This window comes from Cystobacter fuscus (assembly GCF_044360685.1).
Taxonomy (GTDB): Bacteria; Myxococcota; Myxococcia; order Myxococcales; family Myxococcaceae; genus Cystobacter; species Cystobacter fuscus_C.
Map to the genome: position 1 here is coordinate 3,770,344 of NZ_CP043491.1, position 24,598 is coordinate 3,794,941.

At 68.5% G+C, this 24,598-nt stretch carries 21 protein-coding genes and 1 pseudogene; 14 read left to right on the forward strand and 8 right to left on the reverse strand.

What is annotated here, in order from left to right:
* Nucleotides 1-10: 10 nt before the first annotated feature.
* From F0U63_RS15425 to F0U63_RS15440, 4 genes and pseudogenes are all read right to left on the reverse strand, one after another.
* The gene (locus F0U63_RS15425) at nucleotides 11-1,096 is read right to left on the reverse strand and encodes a monodechloroaminopyrrolnitrin synthase PrnB family protein (RefSeq protein WP_395846674.1); all 1,086 of its coding nucleotides are present in this window, start codon (nucleotides 1,094-1,096) and stop codon (nucleotides 11-13) included.
* A gap of 124 nt (nucleotides 1,097-1,220) precedes the next feature.
* Entirely contained in the window at nucleotides 1,221-1,859 is a 639-nt protein-coding gene (locus F0U63_RS15430; RefSeq protein WP_395846675.1) for a DUF2285 domain-containing protein, read from the reverse strand.
* Nucleotides 1,860-1,881: 22 nt separating this feature from the next.
* A pseudogene (locus tag F0U63_RS15435) lies at nucleotides 1,882-2,133 on the reverse strand (transcriptional regulator domain-containing protein); the annotation flags it as partial.
* Nucleotides 2,130-3,221: a sugar phosphate nucleotidyltransferase gene (locus F0U63_RS15440; RefSeq protein ID WP_395846676.1), complete on the reverse strand. Its 1,092-nt coding sequence runs from the start codon at nucleotides 3,219-3,221 to the stop codon at nucleotides 2,130-2,132. The pseudogene F0U63_RS15435 and the gene F0U63_RS15440, both read right to left, overlap by 4 nt.
* Before the next feature lie 244 nt (nucleotides 3,222-3,465).
* On the opposite strand from F0U63_RS15440, the gene F0U63_RS15445 reads away from it, so the two are divergent.
* The 8 genes from F0U63_RS15445 to F0U63_RS15480 are packed head-to-tail and all read left to right on the forward strand — an operon-like array spanning nucleotide 3,466 to nucleotide 12,484.
* Nucleotides 3,466-4,626: a 3-dehydroquinate synthase family protein gene (locus F0U63_RS15445; protein WP_395846677.1), complete on the forward strand. Its 1,161-nt coding sequence runs from the start codon at nucleotides 3,466-3,468 to the stop codon at nucleotides 4,624-4,626.
* Complete coding sequence (locus tag F0U63_RS15450) at nucleotides 4,617-5,579, forward strand: sugar phosphate isomerase/epimerase family protein (protein ID WP_395846678.1); 963 nt, start codon at nucleotides 4,617-4,619, stop codon at nucleotides 5,577-5,579. Before F0U63_RS15445 ends, F0U63_RS15450 begins: the two co-directional genes overlap by 10 nt.
* Nucleotides 5,580-5,586: 7 nt before the next feature.
* Nucleotides 5,587-6,507, forward strand: a complete 921-nt coding sequence (locus F0U63_RS15455; RefSeq protein ID WP_395846679.1) for an SDR family oxidoreductase — start codon at nucleotides 5,587-5,589, stop codon at nucleotides 6,505-6,507.
* 12 nt (nucleotides 6,508-6,519) lie between these two features.
* A complete protein-coding gene (locus F0U63_RS15460; RefSeq protein ID WP_395846680.1) occupies nucleotides 6,520-7,965 on the forward strand; it encodes a trehalose-6-phosphate synthase in 1,446 nt (481 codons plus the stop codon).
* On the forward strand, nucleotides 7,962-9,215 hold the full coding sequence (locus tag F0U63_RS15465) for an aspartate aminotransferase family protein (RefSeq protein WP_395846681.1): 1,254 nt from the start codon (nucleotides 7,962-7,964) through the stop codon (nucleotides 9,213-9,215). Before F0U63_RS15460 ends, F0U63_RS15465 begins: the two co-directional genes overlap by 4 nt.
* The gene (locus F0U63_RS15470; protein ID WP_395846682.1) at nucleotides 9,202-10,263 is read left to right on the forward strand and encodes an alcohol dehydrogenase; all 1,062 of its coding nucleotides are present in this window, start codon (nucleotides 9,202-9,204) and stop codon (nucleotides 10,261-10,263) included. The genes F0U63_RS15465 and F0U63_RS15470 overlap by 14 nt, the downstream gene beginning before the upstream one ends.
* A complete protein-coding gene (locus tag F0U63_RS15475; RefSeq protein WP_395846683.1) occupies nucleotides 10,260-11,453 on the forward strand; it encodes an MFS transporter in 1,194 nt (397 codons plus the stop codon). Before F0U63_RS15470 ends, F0U63_RS15475 begins: the two co-directional genes overlap by 4 nt.
* Nucleotides 11,450-12,484 (forward strand): BadF/BadG/BcrA/BcrD ATPase family protein, encoded by a 1,035-nt coding sequence (locus F0U63_RS15480; protein WP_395846684.1) that lies wholly within the window; start codon nucleotides 11,450-11,452, stop codon nucleotides 12,482-12,484. Before F0U63_RS15475 ends, F0U63_RS15480 begins: the two co-directional genes overlap by 4 nt.
* 20 nt (nucleotides 12,485-12,504) lie before the next feature.
* On the opposite strand, the gene F0U63_RS15485 is transcribed toward F0U63_RS15480, so the two are convergent.
* Both F0U63_RS15485 and F0U63_RS15490 read right to left on the reverse strand, forming a co-directional pair.
* Complete coding sequence (locus tag F0U63_RS15485) at nucleotides 12,505-13,083, reverse strand: DUF1993 family protein (RefSeq protein ID WP_395846685.1); 579 nt, start codon at nucleotides 13,081-13,083, stop codon at nucleotides 12,505-12,507.
* A 52-nt stretch (nucleotides 13,084-13,135) separates the two neighbouring features.
* Nucleotides 13,136-14,344: a sterol desaturase family protein gene (locus F0U63_RS15490; RefSeq protein WP_395846686.1), complete on the reverse strand. Its 1,209-nt coding sequence runs from the start codon at nucleotides 14,342-14,344 to the stop codon at nucleotides 13,136-13,138.
* 315 nt (nucleotides 14,345-14,659) lie between these two features.
* On the opposite strand from F0U63_RS15490, the gene F0U63_RS15495 reads away from it, so the two are divergent.
* The 3 genes from F0U63_RS15495 to F0U63_RS15505 all read left to right on the forward strand — a co-directional run bounded on the left by F0U63_RS15495 (nucleotide 14,660) and on the right by F0U63_RS15505 (nucleotide 19,768).
* A complete protein-coding gene (locus F0U63_RS15495) occupies nucleotides 14,660-16,450 on the forward strand; it encodes a TonB family protein (protein ID WP_395846687.1) in 1,791 nt (596 codons plus the stop codon).
* Nucleotides 16,451-16,525: 75 nt separating this feature from the next.
* Nucleotides 16,526-18,076, forward strand: coding sequence for a hypothetical protein (locus tag F0U63_RS15500; protein ID WP_395846688.1), 1,551 nt, complete (start codon nucleotides 16,526-16,528; stop codon nucleotides 18,074-18,076).
* 264 nt (nucleotides 18,077-18,340) lie between these two features.
* Complete coding sequence (locus F0U63_RS15505; RefSeq protein ID WP_395846689.1) at nucleotides 18,341-19,768, forward strand: glycoside hydrolase family 43 protein; 1,428 nt, start codon at nucleotides 18,341-18,343, stop codon at nucleotides 19,766-19,768.
* Nucleotides 19,769-20,424: 656 nt separating this feature from the next.
* On the opposite strand, the gene F0U63_RS15510 is transcribed toward F0U63_RS15505, so the two are convergent.
* Nucleotides 20,425-20,793, reverse strand: coding sequence for a DUF1330 domain-containing protein (locus F0U63_RS15510; protein WP_395846690.1), 369 nt, complete (start codon nucleotides 20,791-20,793; stop codon nucleotides 20,425-20,427).
* A gap of 14 nt (nucleotides 20,794-20,807) precedes the next feature.
* Nucleotides 20,808-21,179 carry a nuclear transport factor 2 family protein gene (locus F0U63_RS15515; protein ID WP_395846691.1) on the reverse strand — a complete coding sequence of 124 codons (372 nt, stop codon included), beginning with the start codon at nucleotides 21,177-21,179 and terminating at the stop codon, nucleotides 20,808-20,810.
* Nucleotides 21,180-21,323: 144 nt separating this feature from the next.
* On the opposite strand from F0U63_RS15515, the gene F0U63_RS15520 reads away from it, so the two are divergent.
* The 3 genes from F0U63_RS15520 (at nucleotide 21,324) to F0U63_RS15530 (ending at nucleotide 24,597) form a co-directional block, all read left to right on the forward strand.
* A complete protein-coding gene (locus tag F0U63_RS15520; RefSeq protein ID WP_395846692.1) occupies nucleotides 21,324-22,259 on the forward strand; it encodes a LysR substrate-binding domain-containing protein in 936 nt (311 codons plus the stop codon).
* A gap of 335 nt (nucleotides 22,260-22,594) precedes the next feature.
* Nucleotides 22,595-23,179: an HdeD family acid-resistance protein gene (locus F0U63_RS15525; protein ID WP_395846693.1), complete on the forward strand. Its 585-nt coding sequence runs from the start codon at nucleotides 22,595-22,597 to the stop codon at nucleotides 23,177-23,179.
* A gap of 170 nt (nucleotides 23,180-23,349) precedes the next feature.
* Nucleotides 23,350-24,597 carry a DUF445 family protein gene (locus F0U63_RS15530; protein WP_395846694.1) on the forward strand — a complete coding sequence of 416 codons (1,248 nt, stop codon included), beginning with the start codon at nucleotides 23,350-23,352 and terminating at the stop codon, nucleotides 24,595-24,597.
* The last annotated feature ends 1 nt before the right edge of the window (nucleotide 24,598 follow it).

Here is a 24,598-nt window from a genome sequence, read left to right on the forward strand (position 1 = left end):
CACCTGCTGACTACCGCCCCGCGCCCGGCTGATGCCCTGGTAAGCCGGGCAGCACAGGGAGGACGAGCCGGGCCTGCGCCTCGCGCGTGAGGCGCAGCAGCTCGGCCAGCATCTCGACGGTGAAGCCCCCACTGCCCACTCCGCGAGGGTTGCCGCTCTCCGCGCTGTAGGACTTCTCGGCCAGCTTCAGGTGCGGAGCCCGGAAGCGGATCAGCATGCCAACCAGCGCCCGCAGCGCGTCCACGCCAGCGCGCGCCGTGTCGTTGGGCTCCTCGAGGGCGTGCACCTCCTCCAACACGCGGTCGACCAGCGAGGGCCGGCCCACGTGCCGACGGTACAACGCGCGCCACTCCGGGAGGATGTACGGGACATAGCGTTCCTTGAAGGCGACGTACCCCGCCTCCGTCGAACTCGAGCCCCACAGCAGGTGTTCGAGCACGAAGAGTGGCATCTCCACGGCCCCGGGTCCCAGGTACGGCGTCCCCCCGATGAGGATGGGGTCGTAGTAGGAGCGGAGCTCGGAGGCGAAGACGTGGGGCGACACGTGCCGGTGCGCATGCACGATGGACTCCACGAGCTGGCGCAGCCCCTCCAGCACCTGGGTGCACAGTGGCACGAAGTCGGGGGCTCGCACGGGCACTTCGTACAGCTCCGCCAGGCGAGTGATGGCCGACTCCAGTGGGGGAATGGCCAGGCGAACGCTCTGGATGAGCTGCACCTCGTCCGGCAGGCCGGTGTACGTCCGGAGCCTGTCACCCGGGGGATTCCACACCGAGTAGTGCAACAACGTGTCGCGCGGAGGCAGCCCGGTGCGCTCCCCGAGCCGTCGCAAGACCGGCTCCAACTGGGGCACGAGTTCGAGGGGCTCGTGTCCGTGGTGCTTGAGGGAGCCCAGACACATGCCGAGATCTCGCATGACCGCCGCGGCCCGCGCGGGGTCCCCCCCTTGGAGCCGGCTCGCCTTCTCGCTCAGCCCTCGCAGGAGGTGGACGAGCCCCTCCACGTTCGCGGCCCGATTGAGGGAGGGCAACTGGCACAGAAGGGCGGAGGCCTCCAACGGATCGAGCGGGGCGATGGCCGTATGGTCGAACGACATGGTGCACCCCCTGAGGGGCGCGGTCCCGACCTCGATCTCGGGGAGGGAGGACGGCGCTTTCCCTCCTGGGGTTGAGTCGCATGCGTCTCGATGTGACACCACGGGCTCGCGACTTGCTCACGCCTTACTGTGAGGGAGGCAGGCGCGTCCTGCTCCTGGCCCGCGTGCTGGCAGGTGGCCGGCCTTGCTCCAATCCCGCCAGTTGCCCGAGGAGCAAGCGGCGATAACCCCCTTCCATGAGCGCGCCTCCGCGCCGCACGGCGTAGCGGACGGCATCCTTCATGTGCCGGGCGGGGTCCTTCCAGCGCCTGGTCACGGCGGTCTCGCCATACAGCAGGAGGGCGATGTCCCGGTACGAGGCGCCCGCCCTGGCCGCGTCGAGCGCGGTCAGATAGCTCTGGAGTTGCTTGGCGCGGGGCAGTGGCTCTGGCAGGCCGGGTCCGAGCAGCGTCCGGAAGTCATTCAGCGCGGAGATGGCGCCGTCGAGATCCTGTGGCCCGGGGATCCGGAGGTCGAAGGTGGCCCCGGGCGAGAGCAGGGCCTCCACATCGTCCTCGCACCCCAGGGCGACCATCTCCCCGTTGCCGGAGAGCATCAGCGCGCCCCCCTCGGGACCGAGCAGCAGGCTCTTCTGACACCGCAGGTGCTCCAGCCGGAACCCCCGCGTGCTCGTGGTGCCCCTCTGGATGCGGGCCAGCAACCGCGGCAGGGCCTTGTCCGTCCAGAACACCGAGGTCTTCCAGGCATCGAGCGCGGGGTCCACGAAACGCCAGGAGTCCCCAGCGGGCTGCCTCCTGCTGGCTCCCGGCGATCCGCCGCACCTCCAGCTCGCCCGTGTGGAAGTGCAGGGGATGCCGGCCCTGCGCCTTCTGGGCCGTCCACTCGGACTGGTACTCCGGATTGCGGCGAAGGAATTCCCATGCCCAACCGCCCCAGGACAACGGGGACTCCCGTCGCCCGTCATCGGTGGCATGAACCATATCCCTTGGCATGACTCTCTCTCTTCCTCGTGGGAGGGCGGGGCCTCCGTGCGTCATTCAATTCTGTTCAGCAGGTGGGCGTCGTGGACGTGCTCGCCATCCAGCACGATGCTGGCCTCGACGTGGCTGTCTCCGAGGATGCGAGCTCCGGGCAGCACGACGCTGTCGCGCACCACCGCGCGGGGGCCGATGATGACGCCCGGATACAGCACCGAGCGCTCGACCTGGCCCTCACACCGCACGTCTTCTCCGGTGAGCGTGTGGCGAAGGCCCCCGGCGCCGGCCACCCAGCGGCGGGTGGCCTCTGGCCGGAGCGTGTGCGGCAACTGCTCCAGCCTCAGCGTGGGCGGCTCCGAGACGAGCCGGCGGTGTGCTTCCAGGTAGCGGGCCGTGGTGCCAATGTCTTCCCAGTACCCGTCGAACCGGTAGCCGAAGATGCGCTCCCCGGCCTGGATCATGGCGGGGATGACATCCCGGCTGATGTCGGCCTGCCATGGCCCCCGGGACAGGGTGTCCAGGTAGTGGCGCAGGGCCTCGGCGGAGAAGATGGCCACCGCGGTGAACACCGTATCGGCCGTGGGATGGGCGGGCTTCTCGACGAAGCGCAGCAGCCGGTCCTCGGCGCCGAACTCCACCATGCCAAAGAGAGACACGGCCTCGCGCGCGATGCGCTGGTAGCCGAGCGTCAACGCCGCGCGGCGCTCGCGGTGCAGGGCGAGCATCGGCCGGTAGTCGAACCGGTAGACATGGTCGGCATGGAGCACGAGCACGTCCCTCACGTTGCTATTGAAGATGTAGGGCGCGTTGAACAGCAGGGCATCGCCCGTGCCGGACTCGACGGGCCGGTGCACCGTGGCCAGCAGGTGCTCACACGTCTCCGGGGTGATGCCTTGGTAGGGGCCGAAGTGAATCTTCATGCCCTGGCCATGCCAGCGCTCCAGCAGGTAGTGGATGAGCTGGGCTTCGTTGTACTGGGATAGCAGCAACACCTCGCCAATGCCCGAGGCGCGGCAATTCAAGAGGCTGAAGTCGATCAGGTGGCACTGGCCACCAAAGGGAACCAGTGGCTTGAGCCGGCCCTGTCCCAGGCGGCCCATCCGAACGCCACGTCCGCCGGCGAGTAACACCGCTCGCAAGTGCTCCATGGACGACGCTCCTCTCCCATCGCGTGGGCGCTCGCGGCCCCGTGATGATTGGAAGTAAGCAGCAGCCCGGCACCCGGGGAGAGTGGAAAACCGCAGCGCTCCCGGTTTCCCACTCCCTGGCCGAGGTGGATCCCCATACCTGTTGGTCCGCGGCAGACACTTCGAGTTGCCCGGGATCCAACGCATGCCTTCCACTCCATCCACAGTCATTTTCCCCTCCGAAGTGAAGTCTCCTCATCGCGGCTTGCTCCTCATCGAGGAAGGAAGCGCGAGCTACCGCGTCACGGTCCAGCGCGAGGATCGCTACGACATCGTCGTGGGCCGGGACACCCTGGCCCGGCTCGATGAGCTGCTGGCCCCGGTGATGAAGGCCAACGACACCCACTCCGCCGTGGTCATCACCGACAACCACGTGGGCCCGCTGTACGCGGAACTGGTGATGAAGCGGCTGTCCGCCGCGGGCGCGCGCGCGCAGTGCATCGTGCTGCCCGCGGGCGAGACCTCGAAGTCCGTCGCGCAGGCCCAGCGGCTGTGGGACGAGCTGCGCTCGCGCAGCGTGCGCCGCCGCACCCTGCTCGTGGCCCTGGGCGGGGGCGTGCTCTGCGATCTCGTGGGCTTCGTCGCCACGACCTATCTGCGCGGCATTCCCTACGTCAACGTCGCCACGTCCTTGATGGGCCAGGTGGATGGGGCCATCGGCGGCAAGGTCGGCGTCGATCACAGCACGGGCAAGAACCTCATCGGCGGCTTCTACCACCCGGACCTGGTCGTCATCGATCCCTCGTGTCTGGCCACCCTTCCGCTCGCCGAGGTCATCAACGGACTGGCCGAGGTGGTGAAGGTGGCCCTCATCGGCACCCCGGGGCTCTTCGAGCAGCTCGAGCGGCTGCCCATGGAGGGCGCCTGGGCCCTGGAGCAGCCCGCGCCACAGCATCTGATCGAGGGCCTCGGCCCCATCATCCCGGCGGCCATTGGCAAGAAGCTGGAGATGCTCGCGCCGGATCCGTTCGAGCAGGACCTGCGCCGGCTGCTCAACCTCGGGCACAGCGTGGGTCATGGCCTCGAGGCCGCGACGAACTACGTGCGCTACCGGCACGGCGAGGCGGTGGCCATCGGGATCGCCACCGTCACGGCGCTCTCCACGGGGATGAGGCTCGCGTCCCCGGACACGCTGCGCCGGGTGCTGCGCCTGCTGCGCAAGCTGCGGCTGCCCGTCACCGTGCCGGACGAACTGCGCACGGTGGTGTGGAACCACCTGGAGACGGCCCGGCTGGTGCGCAACGGCAAGCTCCTGCTGGTCATGCCCACGGCGATCGACCACTGCACCATCATCGATGACATCACCCGAAGCCAGTACGACACCGCGTGCCAGCTCGTCGCGGAGGAGGCGAAGTCGTGCGGCTGAGCCTCGCGTCCACGGCCTACATGGATCTCCCGCTCGAGGAGGCCATCACCCGGGTGAAGGGACTCGGGCTGGAGTGCATCGACCTGGCGGTCGACACCTCCTCGCGCATGCTCCAGCTGGAGGAGCTGCTCGAGCCGGACCGGCGCGCGCGGGTGCAGCGGCTGCTCGCGGACGCGGGACTCAGCATCTCGGCCGTGAGCAACCACGCGGATGGGCAGCTATTGCTGGGGCCGCTGCACGAGGTGACGGATGGCATCTACCGGGGCACCCCCGCGGAGAAGCGGGCCTACGCCATCCGGCGCATGCAGGACTGCGCCCGGGCGGCCGATGCCCTGGGGGTGCGACTGGTGGCGGGCTTCATCGGGTGCCCGGACTACGCGCGCTGGTTCCGCTGGCCCGGGCAGGAAGACGGGTGGGGGCCCCAGTTCGCCCAGTGCGCCGAGGTGATGGGGGCCGTGCTGCCCGTGTACCGCGAGTACGGGGTGCGCTTCGCGCACGAGCTCCACCCCAAGCAGCTCGTCTACGAGACGGAGAGCGCCGCGCGGAGCCTGGAGGTGTTGGGCGAGTTCGCCGAATGGGGCTTCAACGTCGACACCGGCAACCTGGCCCTGGCCGGGGTGGACGCCGTGGACTTCATCCGCCAGTTCGCCGACCGCATCTGGCACGTCCACGCCAAGGACGCGGAGATCCTCCGGCCGGTCACCCGGCGGCACTTCCTGGCGCACAACCGGTACTACTCGCAGGCGGAGCGCAACTTCCGCTTCCGGATTCCCGGCTGGGGCCAGCTCGACTGGCGCCGCATCCTCACCGAGCTGCACCTGGCGGGCTACACCGGCGACGTCGCCGTGGAGAACGAGGACAGCACCATCGGCCGGTGGGAGGGCAGCCGCCTGGCGCTCGACTTCATCCGCCCCCTGCTGCTGCACACCCCGCGGCAGGAGCGCTGGTGGTGAGGCGCGCATGAGACACGTTCTCATCATCGGCAGTGGCTTCATCGGCCAGCGGCTCGGCCGGGCCCTGCGGGACGAGGGGCTCGGGGTGACGCTGTCCTCCCGCCACTGGCACCGGGGGCTCGGACAGGAGCCCTGGCGGTGCCTGGATGCCTCGCGGCCCGGGGCCATCGCCGAGGCGGTGGACGCCACCGGGGCGCACGCCGTGGTGCTCGTGCATGGGCCCTCGGACATCACCGGGTGCGAGAGCGCGCCCGAGGCGGCGATGGCCACCCACGCGGGCATCGCCGCCCGCCTGTGCCAGGAGGCCCCCTCGGTCCGCAAGGTGTTGATCTCCACGGACAACGTCTTCGACGGCCAGGACACCAGCTACGACGAGTCCCGCGCCCCCAGCCCCGCCAACGCCTACGGCCGGGCGAAGCTGGAGGCCGAACGCGTCCTGCTCTCCGCGGATCCGGGCGCCCTCGTCGTGCGCACCAGCCTCGTCTACGGGTACGAGCCTGGCGGCCCGGGGCGCGGCTGGCGCAACTTCTTCATGGTGGTGGCGGAAGCCGTGCGCGCCGGCCAGCCGGTGCACGCTCCCGTCGACCACTGGAACACTCCGATTCTCGTCGATGACGCGGCGGGGGTGCTCGCGCGCCTGATTCCGGGAGACCGGACGGGGCTCTTGCACCTGGCCGGACCCGACCGGGCCTCCCGTTTCGAGTGGGGCCAGCTCATCGCCCGGAGCCTGGGCCAGGACACGGCTCTCGTGCGGCCCGTGGAGCGCGCCGCCGGGCGCTACTCGTGCCGTCCCCCCAATGCCTGCCTGCGCAGCACGCGGCTGCACCACCTCCCGGAACTCTCCGGGCTGCGCATCTCGGGCCTCGCCGAGGGGGCCGCGCGCCTCGGCCCCCTTCTGGATGTCCCCCCTTCTTCCCCCCTCGATTGAGGAGCTTGTTCCATGAGCCAAGAACGCATCTTCCTCGCCAGCAAGCGAGCCCCCGTGACGTACCACCGCGATGCCTCGGGGACGCTCACCGCGGAGCTGGCCCCGGGTGGCACCGCCAACGTGGTGGCCGATCTGGCCAGTCAGCTGGGCGTGTCGTGGATCGCCTGCGCCATGACGAAAGAGGACCGACACATGGCCACCCAGCACCCCCAGGGCATGGAGGTGAAGGTGAGCGCCGCCGCCCCCGTCCGGCTCCACCTGCTTCAGCATGACCCCGCCGTCTTCGAGGACATGCAGGAGATCATCACCGCCGACCTGCTCTGGGCCAGCAACAACTACCTCTGGGATGGCTGGACGAAGCCCACCTTCGACACGCGCAGCCACCGGGCGTGGAAGAACTTCGAGACCTTCACGCGCACCTTCGCCACCACGCTGCTGGAGCGCTCGAGCTCCTGCGAGCAGCCCGTCTACCTGCTGCACGACTACCAGATGTGCGGCGTGCCCCAGCATCTGCGCGCCCAGCGTCCCCAGGCGCCCCAGCTGCTCTTCGTCCACATCCCCTGGCCCTCGGCGGATTACTGGCGGATGCTGCCGCGGCCCATGCGCGAGGGGCTGCTGCGCGGCATGCTGGGCGCGGACGTCGTTGCCTTCTTCGCCGCCCGCTGGGTGCGCAACTTCCTGGCCTGCGTGGAGGATCTGCTCCCGGAAGCGCGCGTGGACTTCGCGTCCGGCACCGTGCGCTGGGAAGGCCGCACGGTGCGCGCGGAGACGATGGCGCTCGGCTACAGCCCCTCGGCCCTGGACATCCGCGAAGGGGAGGGTTCCTCCGAACTGGACGCGTGGGTGGGCGACCGTCCCCTCGTCGTCCACTCGGGCCGCACGGATCCCATCAAGAACGCCGAGCGGGCCGTGCTCGCCTTCACCGCGGCGCTGGAAGAGGACCCGGGCCTGCGGCATGCCCGGATGTTCGTGAAGATGAACCCCAACCGGCTCTCGGTGGAGGCCAATCACCTGTACCGCGACCGGGTGGGCCGGGCCGTCGAGGCGGCCAACCAGACCCTGGGAGGAGAAGTGGTGCGGATGGTCTGCACCAACGATGTCAACGGCACCTTCACGGCCCTGAAGCGGGCGGATGTGCTGATGCTCAACTCCACCGTCGACGGGCAGAACCTCACGGCCTTCGAGGGCACGCTCTTCAACCAGCGCGACGCGGTGCTCATCCTCTCGGAGCGCTGCGGCGCGGCCGAGGCGCTCGCCAGCGTCTCGCGGATCGTCAACCCGTTCGACCTCGTCGAGCAGTCCCAGGCACTGAAGGAGGCCCTGCGCGCCACGGCCGCCGAGAGGGCCGAGGCCGCGCGGCGCCGGCGGGAAGTCGTCCTCCGGTATGATCTGCCCTCGTGGGTGCGGCAGCAGCTCTCCAGCCTGGGTCTTGGCGCGGACGGGGGAGGGCTCCGATGACGGTTCCGCCCCCCTTCTATTACGAGACCGGTGACCTCGTGATCACCGAGGCCTCGGGGGTACGGGTGCGCACCCGGGACGGCCGGGAGTTCCTCGACTGCATCTCGGGGACCTTCAACCTGCTGCTGGGACACAACCACCCCGAGGTGATGGCCGCCGCGAGGGAGCAGATGGACCGGCTGGTGCACACGGGCTCCTCCTACCTGTCGGAGCCCGTCGAGCAACTGGGCGCGGCGCTGGTGGGCCTGACGCCCCCGAACCTGAGCCGCGTGCACCTGCGCAGCCCGGGCGGCTCCACCGCGAACGAGGGCGCCATCCGCATCGCCCAGCACGTCACGGGCAAGCGGGACGTCATCACCATGTTCCGCAGCCACCTGGGGCAGACCATGGCCACCATCGGCTACTCGGGCTTCGCCTTCCACCGGGCCCCGTTCCCCTACGTCATGCCGGGAGCGTTGCACGTCCCGGAGCCCTCCTGCTCGCGGTGCTTCTACGGCCAGAAGGCGGATCAGTGCGAGCTGCCTTGTGTGTCGCGGATCGACGACTTCATCCGCTACGCCAGCTCGGGCAGCGTGGCGTGCGTGTTGATCGAGCCCATCTTCGGGGTGGGCGGGAACATCGTTCCGCCGCCGCGCTACTTCCCCGAGCTCAAGCGCTTCTGCGAGGAGCGGGGCATCGTCCTCATCTTCGACGAGATCCAGACGGGCTTTGGCCGCACGGGAGAGATGTTCGCCGCGGACTACTTCGGCGTCTCGCCGCACATGATGACCCTGTCCAAGGGCCTCACGGGAAGCGGCTTTCCGCTGGGGGCCATCCTCACCGAGGAGCGGTTGATGGGCATGCCACGCATCCACCATGGCTTCACCGGAGGGGGCAACGCGGTGGCGGCGGCGGCGGCCGTGAAGACGGTGGAGATCGTCTCGCGTCCGGGCTTCCTCCCCCATGTCCGGCACGTGGGCGCGCGTCTGCGCGAGGGCCTGGCCCGGCTCGCCCCGGAGCATTCCTTCGTCGGCGAGGTCCGGGGCGTCGGCCTGATGCTGGGACTGGAGGTGGTGGGCCCCCGCGGAGAGCCCGCGCCATCCCAGGCGCTGGCCTTGCAGGCGTCGTTGATGCGCCAGGGCTTGATGACCCGGGTGTCCGAGCATGGGCGCGGCCACGTCATCGAGATCCGCCCGGCGCTCGTCATCACCGAGAAAGAAGTGGATGAGCTCGTCGCCCGCTTCGGAGAGGCGTGTCATGCCCTGGCCTGAGACGCAGACACCAGAAGTGGGCGAAGCGCACCCGGTGCTGCGGCACGTGGCCCTGACGCCCGAGGGCCCCCAGCTCCGCCCGGGGCTGGCCTGGTCTCCCCGTCACCCGGCGGGCGTGATGGTGCGGCCCCTGGTGCTGGGCGTCTGCCGCTCCGACTACAAGGAGGCCGCGCGGCAGCGCCAGGGGGCGAGCCAGTTCGGCCATGAAGTCGTGGGAGAGGTGGTCGCGCGCTGGGGCAAGGCCCCCTTCGAGGTGGGGGAGTGGGTGTGCCTGGATCCCAACCGCCCCCTCAACCGGGGAACGGCCTTCGCCGACCTCATGCCGGCCGATGGCACGCAGCGGGAGCTGACCGAGGCCCTGCACCGGGTCCCCGGGAGCGTCCGTCTGGAGCGGGCGGTCTTCGCGGAGCCGCTCGCCTGTGCGGTGCACTGTCTGGACCGGGTGACGCGGGCGCTGGGGGGCCAGGTCTCCGGACACCAGGTGCTCGTGGTGGGCGCGGGCATCGCCGGCACACTCATCGCCCTGTCGGCCCAGGCCGCGGGCGCCACGGTCAGCCTGCGCAACGCGGGCGTGGACAAGCTGGAGTTCCTGCGCGCCACCGGGCTGCTGCCCGTCGGGGCCCTCGGCCAGGACGAGCCGCCCCGGACGCCTCCTCGGGCCATCGTGCTGGCGACCGCCTTCATCGAGGCACGCTGGCTGCGCTGGGCGCTGGACACCGTGGCGCCAGACGGGGTCATCCTCCTGTATGGGGGAACCCAGGCCACGGATCACTTCACCGAGGCCGGTGTCTCGCTCGAGCTGGATCCCTTGCGCCGCCAGGAGGGCACCGCCCGCGTGCGCTGGGGACAAAAGGACGTGACGGTCGCGGGCAGCTATGGCACCGAACCATCTTGTTTTGAACGAGGCCTGCGGTGGCTGGCGGCCCCGGATTCCACCTGGGCGTTGGAACGGCTGGTGCTGCGGCGTATTGGCCTGACAGAACTGCCCGTGGAATTGAGCGGGGAAGGGCCTCGAGCGCGGCCCGGAAAGGTATTGGTCGTTCCATGAAGGAGACGACGAGCAGTTCAGAGGGAGCCACCCTGGCGACGAGCCACTCGCGGTGGCCGATCGTTGGAATCGTCCTGGCCTACGCGGCCTGGGGTGTCTTCTGGGGCGCCTGGGGGGCCCTGCTGCCCGCCGTGAAGGAGGCGACGGGTGCCGGTGAGCGGGAGCTAGGGTTGGCGCTGCTGGGCGTGGCGGTGGGCGCCATGCCGGCGATGCTCCTGTTCGGTCCGTGGGTGGACCGGCTGCGCAACCGGGCGCTGCCGCTGACCCTGGCCGCCTTCGCCGTGGCCGTGGTGCCCCTGGGGCTCGTCACCTCGCCCTGGGCGCTGGGCATCGCGCTCGTCTTCGTCGGCGCCACCTCGGGAGCGCTCGATATCGCGCTCAACGCGCGCATCGCGGCCCTGGAGGCGGCGATGGGGCACAAGCTGTTCAACATGGCCCACGCGGCCTTTCCAGTCGCCGTGGTCTTCGCCAGCACCAGCGCGGGTCTCGGCCGTCAGCTCGCGCTGCCCGTGCCCCTGCTCATCTCCGTGATGGCGCTCCTGGTGTTCCTCACCGTGCCCGCCAACCTGGCCAGACTCCCCCTGCCGGCCAGCAAGGACAACGCGCCGAAAGAGAGGCCGCACGGAGCCTCGCTCCTGCTGAGCCTGGGTTTGCTGGGCGCCGCGGTCCACCTGGTGGAGAACGCGGTCGAGCAGTGGTCGGCCCTGTACCTGGAGACGGTGCTCGGCGCACAGCCGGTGCTCGGCGGCACGGGTCCCGCGGTCTACATGGGGAGCCTGTTCTGCGGCCGGCTCGTGGCCCAGAAACTGGCCTCGAGGATCGACGGGAGGACCCAGCTCTCCCTGGCCGGTGTCAGCGCCGCGGCCGGCCTGCTGCTGGTGCTCACGGCCACCCAGCCCATCGTCGCCCTGGTGGGCTTCGCGGTGGCGGGCCTCGGCATGGCGGGGGGAGTCCCCACGGTGTTCAGCATGACCACCGAGATCACGGAACCCTCGGCCCACGGCGCCGCCATCGCGCGGGTCACCCTGCTCGCCTACCTCGGCTATCTGATCAGCCCTCCCCTGTGTGGGGCCATTGCCCATCTCTGGGGGCTGCGGGCCACCTGGGGCATGCTCGCGGGGGCCGGAGCGGTGCTGGCGCTGGCGGCGTTCGCCCTGCCCCGGCTCCAGCCCCGGGTCGTGGCCTCATGAGCTGCGATCTCGTCGTGGACGGAGGCGGCTCCACCACCCGCCTGGGACTCGCCTCCGAGGGCCGGCTGCTCACCCGGCTCGAGGGGCCGAGTTGTAACGAGCAGACCAGTGGGGGCCGGGGCATGGAGGTCCTGGCCGGGCTGCTCGAGCGGCTGTGGCGCGAACGGCCGGTGGGGGTCGAGCGGATCGGCACCGCGTGCCTGGCCCTGTCGAATGCCGGGACACGCCAGGCGCTCCAGACGACGGGGGCCGCCGTGCGCGCCCTGGCGGAGCGCGGACTGGAGCCTCTCCGGGCGGAGCGGCTGTGGCTGATGAATGACATCGTTCCCCCGGTCGCGGCCGGGGCGTGTGACCTGGTCGCCATCTGCGGAACGGGCACGGGCTACGCCGCCATGACGCCCGAGGGGCACTGGGCCCGGGCCTCCGGCATGGAGTACCTGCTCAGCGACGAGGGGGGAGGCTTCGACATCGGCCGCCGGGGCCTGGCCGCCGTGGTGCGGATGCAGGATGGCCGGGGGCCGGTGACGAGCCTGGCCGAGGCGGCCGAGGCCTGGGCGGGCGAGGACACCCGCGAGGACACCCGCGCCGAGATGCTGTGCGCGCGGGTGCATGCCACCGCCGGCTCGCCCAAATCCACCGTGGCCAGTTTCGCTCCGGCGGTGCTGGCCGCGGCGGCCCAGGGAGACGCCGTGGCCAGGACGATCCTGGCCGAAGCGGCCCGGGAGTTGGCCGCCGGCATCACCGCCGTGGCCTCCCGGTGCCACCTGACGGGAACCGTCCGCGTCGGGATGGGTGGCTCCCTGTTGCTGGCCCGCGAGGGACTGCTGCGCCGAGAGCTGACGGCCATGCTGTCCTCCCTGGAGTGGCAGTGGCTGGAGCTCCCCGTGGACCCGCTGGACCTGGTGGCCCGCCTGGCCCACCGGTTGGCGCACGAGCCCGGCCGCCTGGCGAAGGTGCCCCTGGCCCTCGACCTTCGTGCCGAGGGCGGGTGGGGTGCGCTTGGAGGCGTTGCCGCCGCCCACGCCAGATGAGGCCAGGCTCGAAGTCCCTCCTAGGTGCGCCGGACCTGGTAGGCCGGGGCACCCTCGAAGTCCTGTTTGCCCAAGGCGACCCCCGCCGACCTCAGCAGGGCGTACACCACGGTGATGTGGAAATAGAGGTTCGGCAGAACAGAGCGGAGCACGAAGGTGCGGGGGTTCTCGAAGACGCGAACCTCCCCCGGCTTGGCCACCGAGATGGGCTGTTCTGGCGCGGCGTCGATCTCCGCCTGGGAGATCCCTTCCAGATAACCGACGGCATCCTGGACCAGGGTCCGCAGCGCGGCGAACGACGTCAGCCGTTCGCCGAACGACTGCTCGGCGCCCCGGTTGAAGACCGCGAACTCCTGCGACTCCTCGTCCGGAGCGATGCGTCGGGCCAGGCGGGCGGCGCACCCCTTCGCGCCCGAGACGATGATTTCCACCTGTCTCGAGAGCGAGAACATGTCCGGATGAAGGCGGCGCTCCAGAAGCAGCTCCGGGCTCATCCGCTCTTTCTCCGCGAAGGCGGCGGCCTTCGCGAGGATCTGATCCAGGTTCCGCAACATGCGGACCAGGGTGGGGAGGCTGGCTTGATAGAGGGAAATGTCCATGGAGGGATCCTCTCGGTGCATGTCCCCGGGTGTATACCCGCCAGCCCGCCTGTCAATGCTTGCTCTTGACGGGCACCGGCGGATCGTAGGTGGTCGGGCCAAAGAGGATCGCCGGCCAGTACTTCAGCTCGTTCTGCCGGAGCTCCGTGAACATCCGCACGTAGGGGTGGAAGATGAAACGCACGGGGTTGTTGCAGTAGTCCGTTTCCTCGCTGAACAAGCCCGCCTCGGGAATGCGGGGGGGCGGCTCGACGTAGGTCCCGAGCAGGCGGTCCCAGAGGGTCACCCGCGCGCCGAAGTTGCACCCATCCGTCAAATTGTGCTCCGGCTCGCGTGAATGGTGGGTGAAGTGCACCGCGGGGGTCACGAGGAACCAGCGGAACCACCGCAGCACGCGGCTCCGGTTCTCGGCGTAGTAGAGAACGACCGAGTGGGACGGGTTGGTCCAGACGTCGAGCACCAACAGGACGATGAGCGCCCAGCCGCTGTCACGGAAATCCAGGGTGAAGAGCTTCGTCATCACGGGCAGCAGGAGGAGGACGAACACCTTGCCGCCAGCCGTGTCCAGGAAGAAGGACTGCGGATCAACCGCCTGCGTCAACTGGGACAGGTTCTTGGAGCGATGGTGGTTGACGTGCCCGAGGTTCCAGAAGAACCGGACCTTGTGGCACCAGCGGTGCGACCAGTAGAAGCAGAAGTCACCGATGAGGGCGGCCACCACCAGCGCGAGCGCGCCGTTCAGGTTCACCAGGGTCGGCACGTGCTGGATGAGGCGCTCGTATTGCACCAACAGGTCCGTGACCGCCGGATTCATGAAGGTGAACACCGCGGTCAGCAGAAACACGACATTGACCGCGGAGATGGTGACCATGGCGTTCCAGTCGAATGGGCGGCCCGTGATCTTCTCGTAGAACACCATGTCGGCGATTCCAACGACGAGGCCAAACAGGATCCGCGCGAAACTGATGGCGATGATCCACGAGCCGATGGAGGCATCGACGCTGGAGAGCAGCACGGCCTTGACGTTGTAGAAAATCACCACGCTCTGGGCCGACAGGGCCTCGCGCAGGCTGAGCGCGCCTTGGTGATAGGACAGCTCGACGGCAAGCGCCACGGCGGCGATGACGGCGAAGACAATGGCCTGTGGTCCGGTCCGCTCGAGGCGGATGTTCTTGTCCCAGATCCATTGCTTCAGCACTCCCGCCCAGTGCAGACGCTCCTCTGCCTTGGCAGCGTCCAGCGTGTATTTCATTTCCTCCATGGCTGCTTTCTCCTGTCGCGCGCGGTTTCAAGACGCACCGGTTCGCTACGGGGGAGCCCGGTGGCTGTTTCTTGAAGGTGAAAAGTCTAGGAATTCGGGGGATGCGCGATGCGGGCCCCTATTAGCACAACGCGTTAGTGTTGGCAATGGTTTCACTGAACCCAGCGGTGCACCTCCGCCCACCACTTACAGAGACCGCCACCCTGAGCATTGCCCCCTGATGGAGTCTCCTGCGAGTTGTGAAAATCGCCGGGAACCTACCGCTCTCCGCATTGTCCTAGGGATCGCCGCAGCAGGCCTACCCGAGGAATCGCAATGCCCGTGCCTTTGACACTCCGGGTCTTCAAGGGTGACACCCTGGTCACCTCCAAGGACTTCGAGCGCGACATCATCAAGATTGGCCGTCTCGCCTCGGCGCAGCTGTGCCTGGACGACGAGAAGGTCAGCCGTATCCACTCCGTCATCGAGGTCGCCTCCGATGGCCGCCTGTCCATCACCGACATGGGCAGCGTCGAGGGCACCTACGTCAACGGCAAGCGGGTGAACAAGGTCCTGCTGTCCTTCGGCGATGAGATCAAGGTCGGTGGCACCACCCTCCGACTGGAGGACACCACGGCCATCGCCGCGGCGAACCTCGCCTCGGCCGCCGCTCCGGTGGCCGCTCCCGTCGCGGAGCCGCAGGCCACGCACAAGTCCAAGCACAAGGCGGCCACGGTGGATGCTCCGGCCGCGCCCCGCGTGCGCCGGATTCCGTCCCGGTCGAAGGGGCCGGTCGGTCTGGGCCTGCACTTCATGTGGGGTGACCAGCGCGTGGGCGACTTCTTCATCGCCCCGGGCCAGAAGCGCGTGTTCTCCGTGGGCAGCGCCAAGGACGTGGACTTCGTCATGGGCGACTCCAAGCTCGGCGGGGAGCGCTTCGAGGTGATGCGCTCGGACGGCCAGTCCTACACGGTGCTCTTCACGGGCAAGATGAAGGGCGCGCTCATCCGCGAGGGCGAGACGCTGGACCTCAAGGCGGTCATCGAGTCCGGCAAGGCCTCGCACGAGGGCGACGCCTACGCGCTCACGCTCGAGGACGGCGACTTCCTGGCGGTGGACCTGGGCGGCGTGACGCTGGAGGCCTGCTACGAGTCCGTGCCCAAGCGCGCCTGGGCACCGCTGGGCGAGTCGCTGGACTTCTCGGGCATCAACATCATCCTGGTGCTCTTCTTCATCGCGTCGATGTTCGTCATCAGCGCGTCCAACCTGGCCGCGGCGGGCGACAGCTACGCGGATGAGCTCGCGGGCAACAACTCGCGCATCGCCAGGTACATCGTGAAGCCTCCCGAGACGCAGAAGAACAAGTTCCTGGAGAAGCTCAACGCGCAGAAGGCGGAGAAGACGGCCAGGAAGGAGAAGGTGGCCCGTGGCGACGGCACCCAGGTCGTCAAGAAGGAGAGGACCCAGTCCGCCTTGACTCGGACCAGGCTCGACAAGAAAAACACGGCCAGGGATGTGGTGAAGGGGATCTTCGGTGACAAAAAGATCGTGGCGAGCCTCTTCGACGGTGGGATGAACAACAACATCAAGGCCGCCATAGGCAACATGGTCGGCGCCAGGGTGGGCGCGACCAGCATCGATGGCCTGCGCATCAAGGACGGCGGCGGGGTGGGCGCGCGCTCCACGGACGTGGTGGGCATCGGCGAGGTGGGCACCAAGGGCCGTGGCGGTGGCATGGGCGGCTATGGCAGCCACGTCGGCGGCCTCGGCGGCAGCACCAAGCAGAGTGTGGAAGTGGGCATCGCGGCCGAGGAGGCCTCGGTGAGCGGCTCGCTCGACAGGGAGCTCGTGCGCCAGGTCATCCAGCGCAACCGCGGGCAGATCCGCTTCTGCTACGAGAGCCTGCTCAACCGCTTCCCCAAGCTGGGCGGCAAGGTGGCCGTCCGTTTCACCATCGCCACCGAGGGCAACGTGGTGACGTCGAAGGCGGTCCAGTCCACGGCGGGCAACTCCGAGCTGGAGCAGTGCGTGGCCGGCCGCGTGAGCACCTGGACGTTCCCCAAGCCCCAGGGCGGTGGCTCGGTGGTCGTCACCTACCCGTTCATCTTCAAGGCGTCCGGAGAGTAACGCGTCCCTCGCTCGCGCGGCCCGGCCGGGTGGCGAAGGACTTGGGATTGGCGGCCCTCCGCTATAGTCGGGGGCATGGGAAGACGTCTCCTGTGGTTCTGGCCGCTTGTCCTCGCCATCCCCGTGGCCGTTGGCGTGGTGATCCACACCAACCAAAGCACCGACCGATCGGGCGGTGGAGGTTGGCTGGTGACGGGCCTGTTCTCCTATACGCTCTACTACTTCGCGCTCACCTGGCCGGTGTGGTTGATGCGCATGTCCCAGGCACGCAGGCTGGTCATCAGCTCACTCGTGCCTGGGGTCCTCCTGCTCATCCTGGCCGTGCTGCCCCTGCCCCGAAGAGTCCCCTTCCTGGACGTCACGGTGCGCGTGGCGTCCTTCGACGTGTGGTTCATGCCCGGGCATGTCCTCTACGGCAAGCTGAAGGGGTTCGCGTTCGCTTCGCCCTGCGAGATTTCCCTGTGGGAAGCCGGCCAGCATGGGTTCAGCACGGAAGTCCTGGGGGTCGCGTATCAGCCCGATGGCAGGATCCTCGTCCACGGCTTCATCTCCAAGGAAGGAACGAGGAAGAACGGCGTGAAGCTCTCCCGGCTCCTGCCGGATGGGCGCATCGATCCCACCTTCAAGGGACAGGACCGCTGTGTGCACCTCTCGTCCGTGCATCCAGGCCACGTCTGGCTTCAGTCGGATGGAAGAATCCTCCTGGGCTCAGAGTCGATCTCCAGCTCTCCGGATCGCAAGGACGAGCTGGCCTTGATCCTCAGCCCGGAGGGAGAAGAACTCCGCCGGGTGTCCATCCCCAACCTACCGGCCGAGCAGCACGTCGAGGGCCTGGTCGCGGAGATCCAGCTCCAGTCGGATGGCGGGCTGCTGCTGTATGGAGGCTTCCGTCGTGAGGCGGATTCCAGGTCCGGGAGCCCCATCCTGCGGATCTCTCCCGAGGGGCTGCCAGACCTGTCCTCATGGAGGGAGATGCCAGGGCTGGATGTAGCCGATTCCATTCGCGGCGCGAGCGGTGCCGATGGGCGGCGTTTCCTCGTCGCCGACAATCCCAATTACGCGGAGTCTCTCCTCCCGGCTGTCTACTCCATCAGCGCTGAAGGGCAGCCTGATGAGGTCTTTCATGAGCGGCTTCTGGGGATGCAGCGCGAGAAGGAATTGCGCCAGGCAACAGCCCTGGCTGTTCAGGCGGACGGAAAGATCGTCACCGCTTTCGTGACGGGTGAGGCTCGTTCCGTGGTGATGCGTCTGAACCCTGACGGAACCCTGGACGACACCTTCCAGCGGGAGGAGTTTCCCTTCGAAGCCAACCACCTGAGCGCTCTCGCGGACGGAGGCTTCATCGTCGCCCGGGTGGGTCTCTTGAACGCGTTCGAAGAACAGACTCCAGTGGTGCTGGCACGCCTGGACTCGAACGGGCGGAGCGACAGGGCGGTCGCCGAGCGTTTCCGTTCGGCGTTCGCCGCGGAGGAGATCTCGAGCATTCTCGGACTCACAGTGGGGCCCAACGGCACCGTGCTTCTCTATCGCTTCGCGCCTGACCCGGCTGGCGGAAAGACGTTCCACCAGCTTGTTCAGCTTCTGCCAGACGGCGGCCTGGACACCGGCTTTCATCCGCCGCTTTAGGGGCCCTGTGGAGGGGGGGGAGGGAGTGGAGGGGGCGGGGCGTCGCCTCAAGGGTTGCCGCGGACCGCCCAGTCCATCCCGTCCGGTCGTCCGCCCACGTCGAGGCGGCCTCGAAGAACGCCGCTGCCAACGCCGCGATGGGACGTGCTACGTCGAGAACGCTCAAGCTCATGCCCTCAAGATGCTGAAGTGCGCCCTCGGCATCTTACAGCCCATTCTTTCATCCTGTTTTATTCAGGTAATTCGTGTATATAGCCATTTCTCATGAAAACCTATAAATGGGCTGCATCCCTCACGCTGGTGGGGGCGACGATAGCGGTGATGCCGGGCTGTGGAGGCGGTGAGGGCGAAGAGGGGGCGGCGCGGGAACCGCTCACCTCCGCCCCAGCGGAACTCGCGGCGTGTACGACCCGCATCACCTACGGCGACACGTGGATCCACCCGGGCCGCACGAGCATGGAGGACACGGCGGATGGGCAGGTGACGTGGGATGGCACCTGCATCAACGAGGGCAGCAACTCCTATGCGGTGCTCTCCAATGGCTGGAAGCCGTACTTCACCGGCAAGAACGCGTGCGTGATGGCCTTCGACACGACGTGCGCGGGCGCGCCCGCGTGCACCACGCGCATCACCTACAACGCGTCGTGGATCCACTCCGGCTCGAACCAGTATGACGACGCGGGCGGGCGGGTGTTCTGGGACCGCTCGTGCACCAACCAGAGCCCCAACTCCTACGCGGTGCTCTCCAATGGCTGGAAGCCCTTCTTCACGGGCTCGAACGCGTGCGGCATGTCGTTCATGTACTCGGGCTGTGGCGGCCTCTACCAGAACCCGGTGGTGGCCACCGACTGCCCGGACCCGGGCGTCCTCCAGGACGGCAACCGGTACATCGCCGCCTGTACGGGCGGAAACTATGCGCTGCGCACCTCGACGGACCTCGTGACGTGGACGTCCGCGGGCTCCATCTTCTCGTCCGCGACCAAACCCACGTGGGCCAAGGGAGACTTCTGGGCGCCGGAGATCCACAAGGTGGGCTCGCGCTACATCGCCTACTTCACCGCGCGCCACACCAATGGCGCGCTGTCGATTGGCGCCGCCACGGCGGCGAACCCCCTCGGCCCCTATACCGACCTGGGCCGCCCGCTCATCAACGACACGAGCATGGGGATGATCGACGCCACGGTCCTGAAGGCCAGCAATGGCACGCCCTACCTCGTGTGGAAGGCGGATGGGAACGCGGTGGGCAAGAAGACGCCCATCTACGGCCAGCAGCTCTCGGCGGATGGCCTGTCGCTCGTGGGCAGCCGCGTGCAGCTCATCACCAATGATCTGTCGTGGGAGGGCGGCGTCGTCGAGGCCCCGTGGATGGTGGCGCGCGACGGCTACTACTATCTCTTCTACAGCGGCAACGCCTATTACAACGGCACGTATGCCATTGGCGTGGCGCGCGCGACGAGCCCCCTGGGCCCCTATACGAAGTTCGGCGCCCCCATCCTCAAGACGGTGCCAGGCTGGGAGGGCCCCGGACACGGCTCGGTGGTGACCAGCCCCACGGGCGGCTCGGCCATGGTCTATCACGCGTGGAACGAGGCCCACACGGCGCGCGTGATGCTCGTGGACAACATCGTCTGGAGCGGGGGCTGGCCGTCCATGCCCTCGGCCCCGTCGGTCGGCTCGCGCCCCCGCTTCTAACCGGGCTTCACGCTCCCGCGGCGCCGACCGTGTGGTGCCACGCGTCGGTGCCCGTATCGCCGCCGGGGAACTCACCTCGAGCGTAAACGAGGGAAGACCCGCGACTGGACGCTCGCGGGCCCCGTCTCGACTCCACCTCTGTCTTCGCGTCGTGCGAGATGGTCTACCGGCAAGCGCCGTACGTGTGTTGGCAACCGCCAATGCTTTCCGTCACGGAGGTGACCGAGCACCCGGTGCTGCACTTCACGCAGATCGTCTCCGTGTGGATGTAATTGATGTCAGGGCAGTACATGGTGTCGGTGGTCCTGGTGTAGCCAGTGCCACACGGCGCCTGCGTTGTCGTCCTGGTACATACCAGCGACGCTCCCGGCTGGGACGCCATACCCTCCAGCTGGGTCTCCATTTCGTCACCCTGCACGGGAAGCTCGGTCCCACAGCCGAAGGCAAAGAGCGAGCCCATCAACCCAGTCATCACGGCGAATCGCTTCATTCGAATCCTCTTGTCCGTCTTCACCACCATTGGTGCGTGGAGATCACGCACCGTGCGGCTGGCGGTGTCAAAGGATTTGGATCTGAAACAGGCCTGAAGCGCACGTCCTGATGGACCGATGAAACGCCGCGGTTCGAGACGACCGCGGCGTTTCGCTTCCGTACGCTCAGGCCGGCGAAATACCACGCGTGGGCTGCAGGACCGCCTCCGAGAGCGCCGACATGCGCACGGGATCGGCGACCGCGTAATCCGGATCGGCGAGCATGTTCGCGAAGGCGCGCCGGCTCGGATAGCGGACCAGGGCGACGGTGTCCCAGGCCTGGCCCGGCTCCGCCGCGAGCGGCGTCATGCCGTCGCCCGCGTAGAGGATCTCCGCGCCGTAGCGCGCGACGATCGGACCCGCCTTCTGCAGGTATTCGAGGTATCGCTCCCGTCCGCCGTCGGGGCGGAAGCGGAGCAGGTTGAGCATGACGACCGGCGCGCCGTCGTCCTCGCGGAGGAAGCGATCAAAATCGGTGGGAGTGAACGCAATCATTGGGTTTCCTTTCGTTACTTGAGGGTCTGCTTCGGCACGTTGCTGAAGAGGAGGATGCTCTTGATGCGATGCTCGCCGTCGAAGGCGAGGACGTCGTAGCCCGTGAAGCCAGCGTTCCCCGCGGCGTCGACGAACTGCCAGGTGGCGATGGCGTTGTCTTCCCAGCCGACCATCGCAAGGAGGCGGAAGGAGCCGCCCGGGATCCGCGTCTGGAAGTCCCTGAGGTGGTCTGCCATGTCGTTGATACCGGTCCGCGGTTTCATGGGGTTCGTGAAGACGATCCCCTCCGTCACGCTCGCCTGCAGCAGATGAAGCCGTTGGTCGTCCGGGATCGCCGACCACGTGGAGAGGAACTTCTCGTATGCGGCCACGCGGAAGTCCGTCATCGCGCTCTGCTCCGTCGTCGAGGTGAGCACCGCGGGCGTCGGATGTGCGGTCGTGGCGCAGCCCGTCGCGAAGAAGAGCCCGACCGAGACGAGGATCGCCCGTGCCCTTGCGGTGCCCGGCGCTCGCGCTGTACATCGCGGTCCATGAGCGCCATCGACTTCGAGGTCTCCGTTCCACAACTGCGATGCTTCATCGCCGTGGTGGACGCTGGCTCGGTCGCCGAGGCTGGCCGCCGCCTCGGGATGTCGTCGGCGAGCGTGTCGAAGGCGCTCACCCGGCTCGAGGAGGGCGCTGGCGTGCGGCTCCTCCACCGGTCGACCCACGCGCTTTCTCTCACCGAGGCCGGAGCGGCGCTGCTCGAGCCGGCGCGCGAGGCCGTGCGCGCGGCGGAGTCCTTCGAGGAAGCAGCCGGGCATGCCAGGGGCAGCGGCAACGCTGGCGTCGTGCGCCTCACCGCGGCGGTGGGGTTCGTCCGGCACGTCCTCGTGCCGATGCTCGGCGAGCTCGCGCGGCTTCATCCCGAGATCCAGCTCGACGTCCGCGCGACGAACGAGGTCCTCGATCTCGCCGAAGGCGGCATCGACCTCGCGATCCGATCCGGCTCTCTCGACGGTCTGCCAGGCCACGTCCATCAAACCTGGTTCACCTGCCCGTGGGTGATCTGCGCCGCGCCGAGCTACCTCGCCCGGCGACCCGCGCCGCGGACGATCGCGGAGCTCGACGAGCACGACCTCATCAGGTTCCGGAACCCCCAGAGCGGACGGATCCAGCCCTGGCCCCACCGGACGGTGGCCGACACGACCGAGGGGACCTACGAGCCACGGGCGCGGTTCGCGTTCGACGACGGCGACGCCGTCTGGGGGACGATGCTCGCGGGCGGCGGCATCGCCTGCGTCCCCCTCTACCTCGCGGCCGCCTCGCTCCGGAACGGCGCGGCGGTCGAACTCCTCTCCGATTTCCGCGGCGCCGCCGCGAGTGTGGTCCTGCTGCGCCGGGAGCGTCGGCTGACGCCCGGTCGCCTCGCCACGCTGATGGCCTTCCTGAGCGCGCGCGCCCCGGACTTCTCCGATCTCCTCTGACCTGCATCGTCTTGACATGCCGACGACTCTGGCAGCGTGCGCGCGGTCGCTGTAGCCCTCGGGCGGGCAGGGCAGTGTTGCCCTCGCGGCAGGACCGTCACGGCTTCCAGACGAGGAGGAAGGCGCTGAGGGCGATGTAGTCCCATGGGGAAGGGCGAGCAGGCATCGAGCGAATCTCATGGGCTGGCGAGAGGCGGAGCCACCGCGTGCAACGCGGCCCTCCCCCCGTCCCAAGGAGCCTCCGTCGTCCCGTGGCCTTCTCCATCGCTTGTCGGGTCCGCGGAACACTTCCAGATTCGTGGAGGTGAAATCCTGCTCTCTCCACGAGGTCCATCATGGCAATCACAAGCTCCAACATCGATTCAGGCACGACTTCTCAACGAAACAGGTCGGGGCTCTGGGGCGGTCCCTTCGTCATGGGTCTGTTGCTCTCCCTGCTTGGCATCGTGGCGCTGGGAGCGGTGGTGGCCACCAGCGTCGCCTCGGTCATCTTCTTCGGCTCCATGCTGGTGGTGGCGGGTGTCTTCGAAATCATCCACGCCTTCCGCGTCCGCAAGACAGGCCCCTTCCTGATGTACCTGTTGGGAGGCGTCCTCTCCATCGTGGTGGGGGCGATGGTCCTGGCACGGCCGGGCTCCGGGCTGGTGGCGATGACACTGCTGCTGGCCGGCTACTTCTTCGCCAGCGGGCTCTTCCGGGGCATCACCTCCATCGTCGACCGCTACGCGGGGTGGGGCTGGGACTTCGCCTACGGCATCGTGTCCGTAGTGCTGGGCGTCATCATCTCCTCTCAGATGCCCACTTCCACCCTGTGGGCGTTGGGGCTCGTGGTGGGCGTGGAAATCCTCAGCCGCGGCATCTCCATCATGGCGGGTGCGCTCGCGGTGCGCGGGGCGATGCAACGCCTCGCTCACCCATGACTCCCGGTGTGAATGAGCCTCGAGCCTCCGAACTTTCATCGGAGCGACAAGGACGGTGCCCTTGAAGGTCATATCTGGCACCGAGGGATTCCCCTATCCATGCGTTGCGGCAAGGGCAGCCCACTGGCTTGCCGCTTCCATGGTTCCACCGTATGGGGGGGGTCCCTTCAATGAGCAGCGACAAGTTCTCAACCCAGGAGCAGCAGCAGACGATTGGCGAGTCTCTCAAGGAGCGCATCACGGATGCGGTCCGCGAGCGTGTCGTGTCAGCTCTCGAGGATGGTCTCGGTGACGAGATTCGCGAGCGCGTCGGCGAGGCGCTGCGCTGTGCGCAGGCCGAGCGCTCGCCGCTGATTCAGGAACAGCCCGCGCAGATCGACCCCGAGAACATCTCGGATGCCATCCACAAGCGCCTCTCCGAGGCCATCCGTGATCGCATCAGCTCCGGCGTGCACGAGCGCGTGCGCGAGGTCCTCAAGGATCGGCTGGGGCAGGCCCTGCGTACCGCGCTGGTCGAGCACTGGATGAGCGCCCAGCAGGGCTATGGCCAGTTCGACACCGAGCGCCTCGCGGAGAAGGTTCGCAACCGTCTCGAGGATGCGCTGCGGGAGCGGATCGGCTCCGTCGTACGCGAGCGTGTCCGCGAGGCGCTCCGCGAGCAGTTGGCGGACGCGCTGCGCTCCGCGGTGGCCGAGCGCCGGATGGGGCCGCAGGGCTTCGGCCAGATCGACCCCGAGCGCCTCGCGGACGCCATCCGCGGACGCCTGGCCGATGAACTCCACGAGCGGCTCGCCTACGCCGTGCGCGAGCGCGTGCGCGAGGCGCTCAAGGAGCGGCTGGCGGACACGCTGCGCTCCGCGGTGGCCGAGCGCCGGATGGGGCAGCAAGGCTTCGGCCAGGTCGACCCCGAGCGCCTCGCGGACGCCATTCGTGAGCGCATCGTGGAAGGGATCCGCGAGAAGGTCCACACCGCCCTGCGCGAGCGCGTCCGTGAAGCGCTCCGGGAGCGGTTGGCGGACACGCTGCGCTCCGCGATGGCCGAGCGCCGGATGGAGCCGCAGGGCTATGGCCAGCTCCAGCCCGAGCGCCTCGCGGACGCCCTTCGTGGACGTCTGGCCGACGCCCTCCACGAGCGGCTCGCACGCAACCTCCGCGAGCAGCTGGAAGAGGTGCTCCGGGAGCAGCTGGCCGATTCGCTCCGCGACGTGCTGGGTGGGGCTCAGCAGTCAGGCATGGGTGAGCCCTGGATGGGCGCCCAGCCCGGCTTCGGTCAGATCGACACCGAGCGCATCGTGAGCGCCATCCGCGAGAGGGTCGGCGAGGAGATCCGCATGCGCGTGGCGGAGACGGTCGGTGAGCGCGTAGGCGAGGCGGTCCGCCGGGAGATGAGGAGCAGCATCCAGCCCCCGCGGGCCTGAC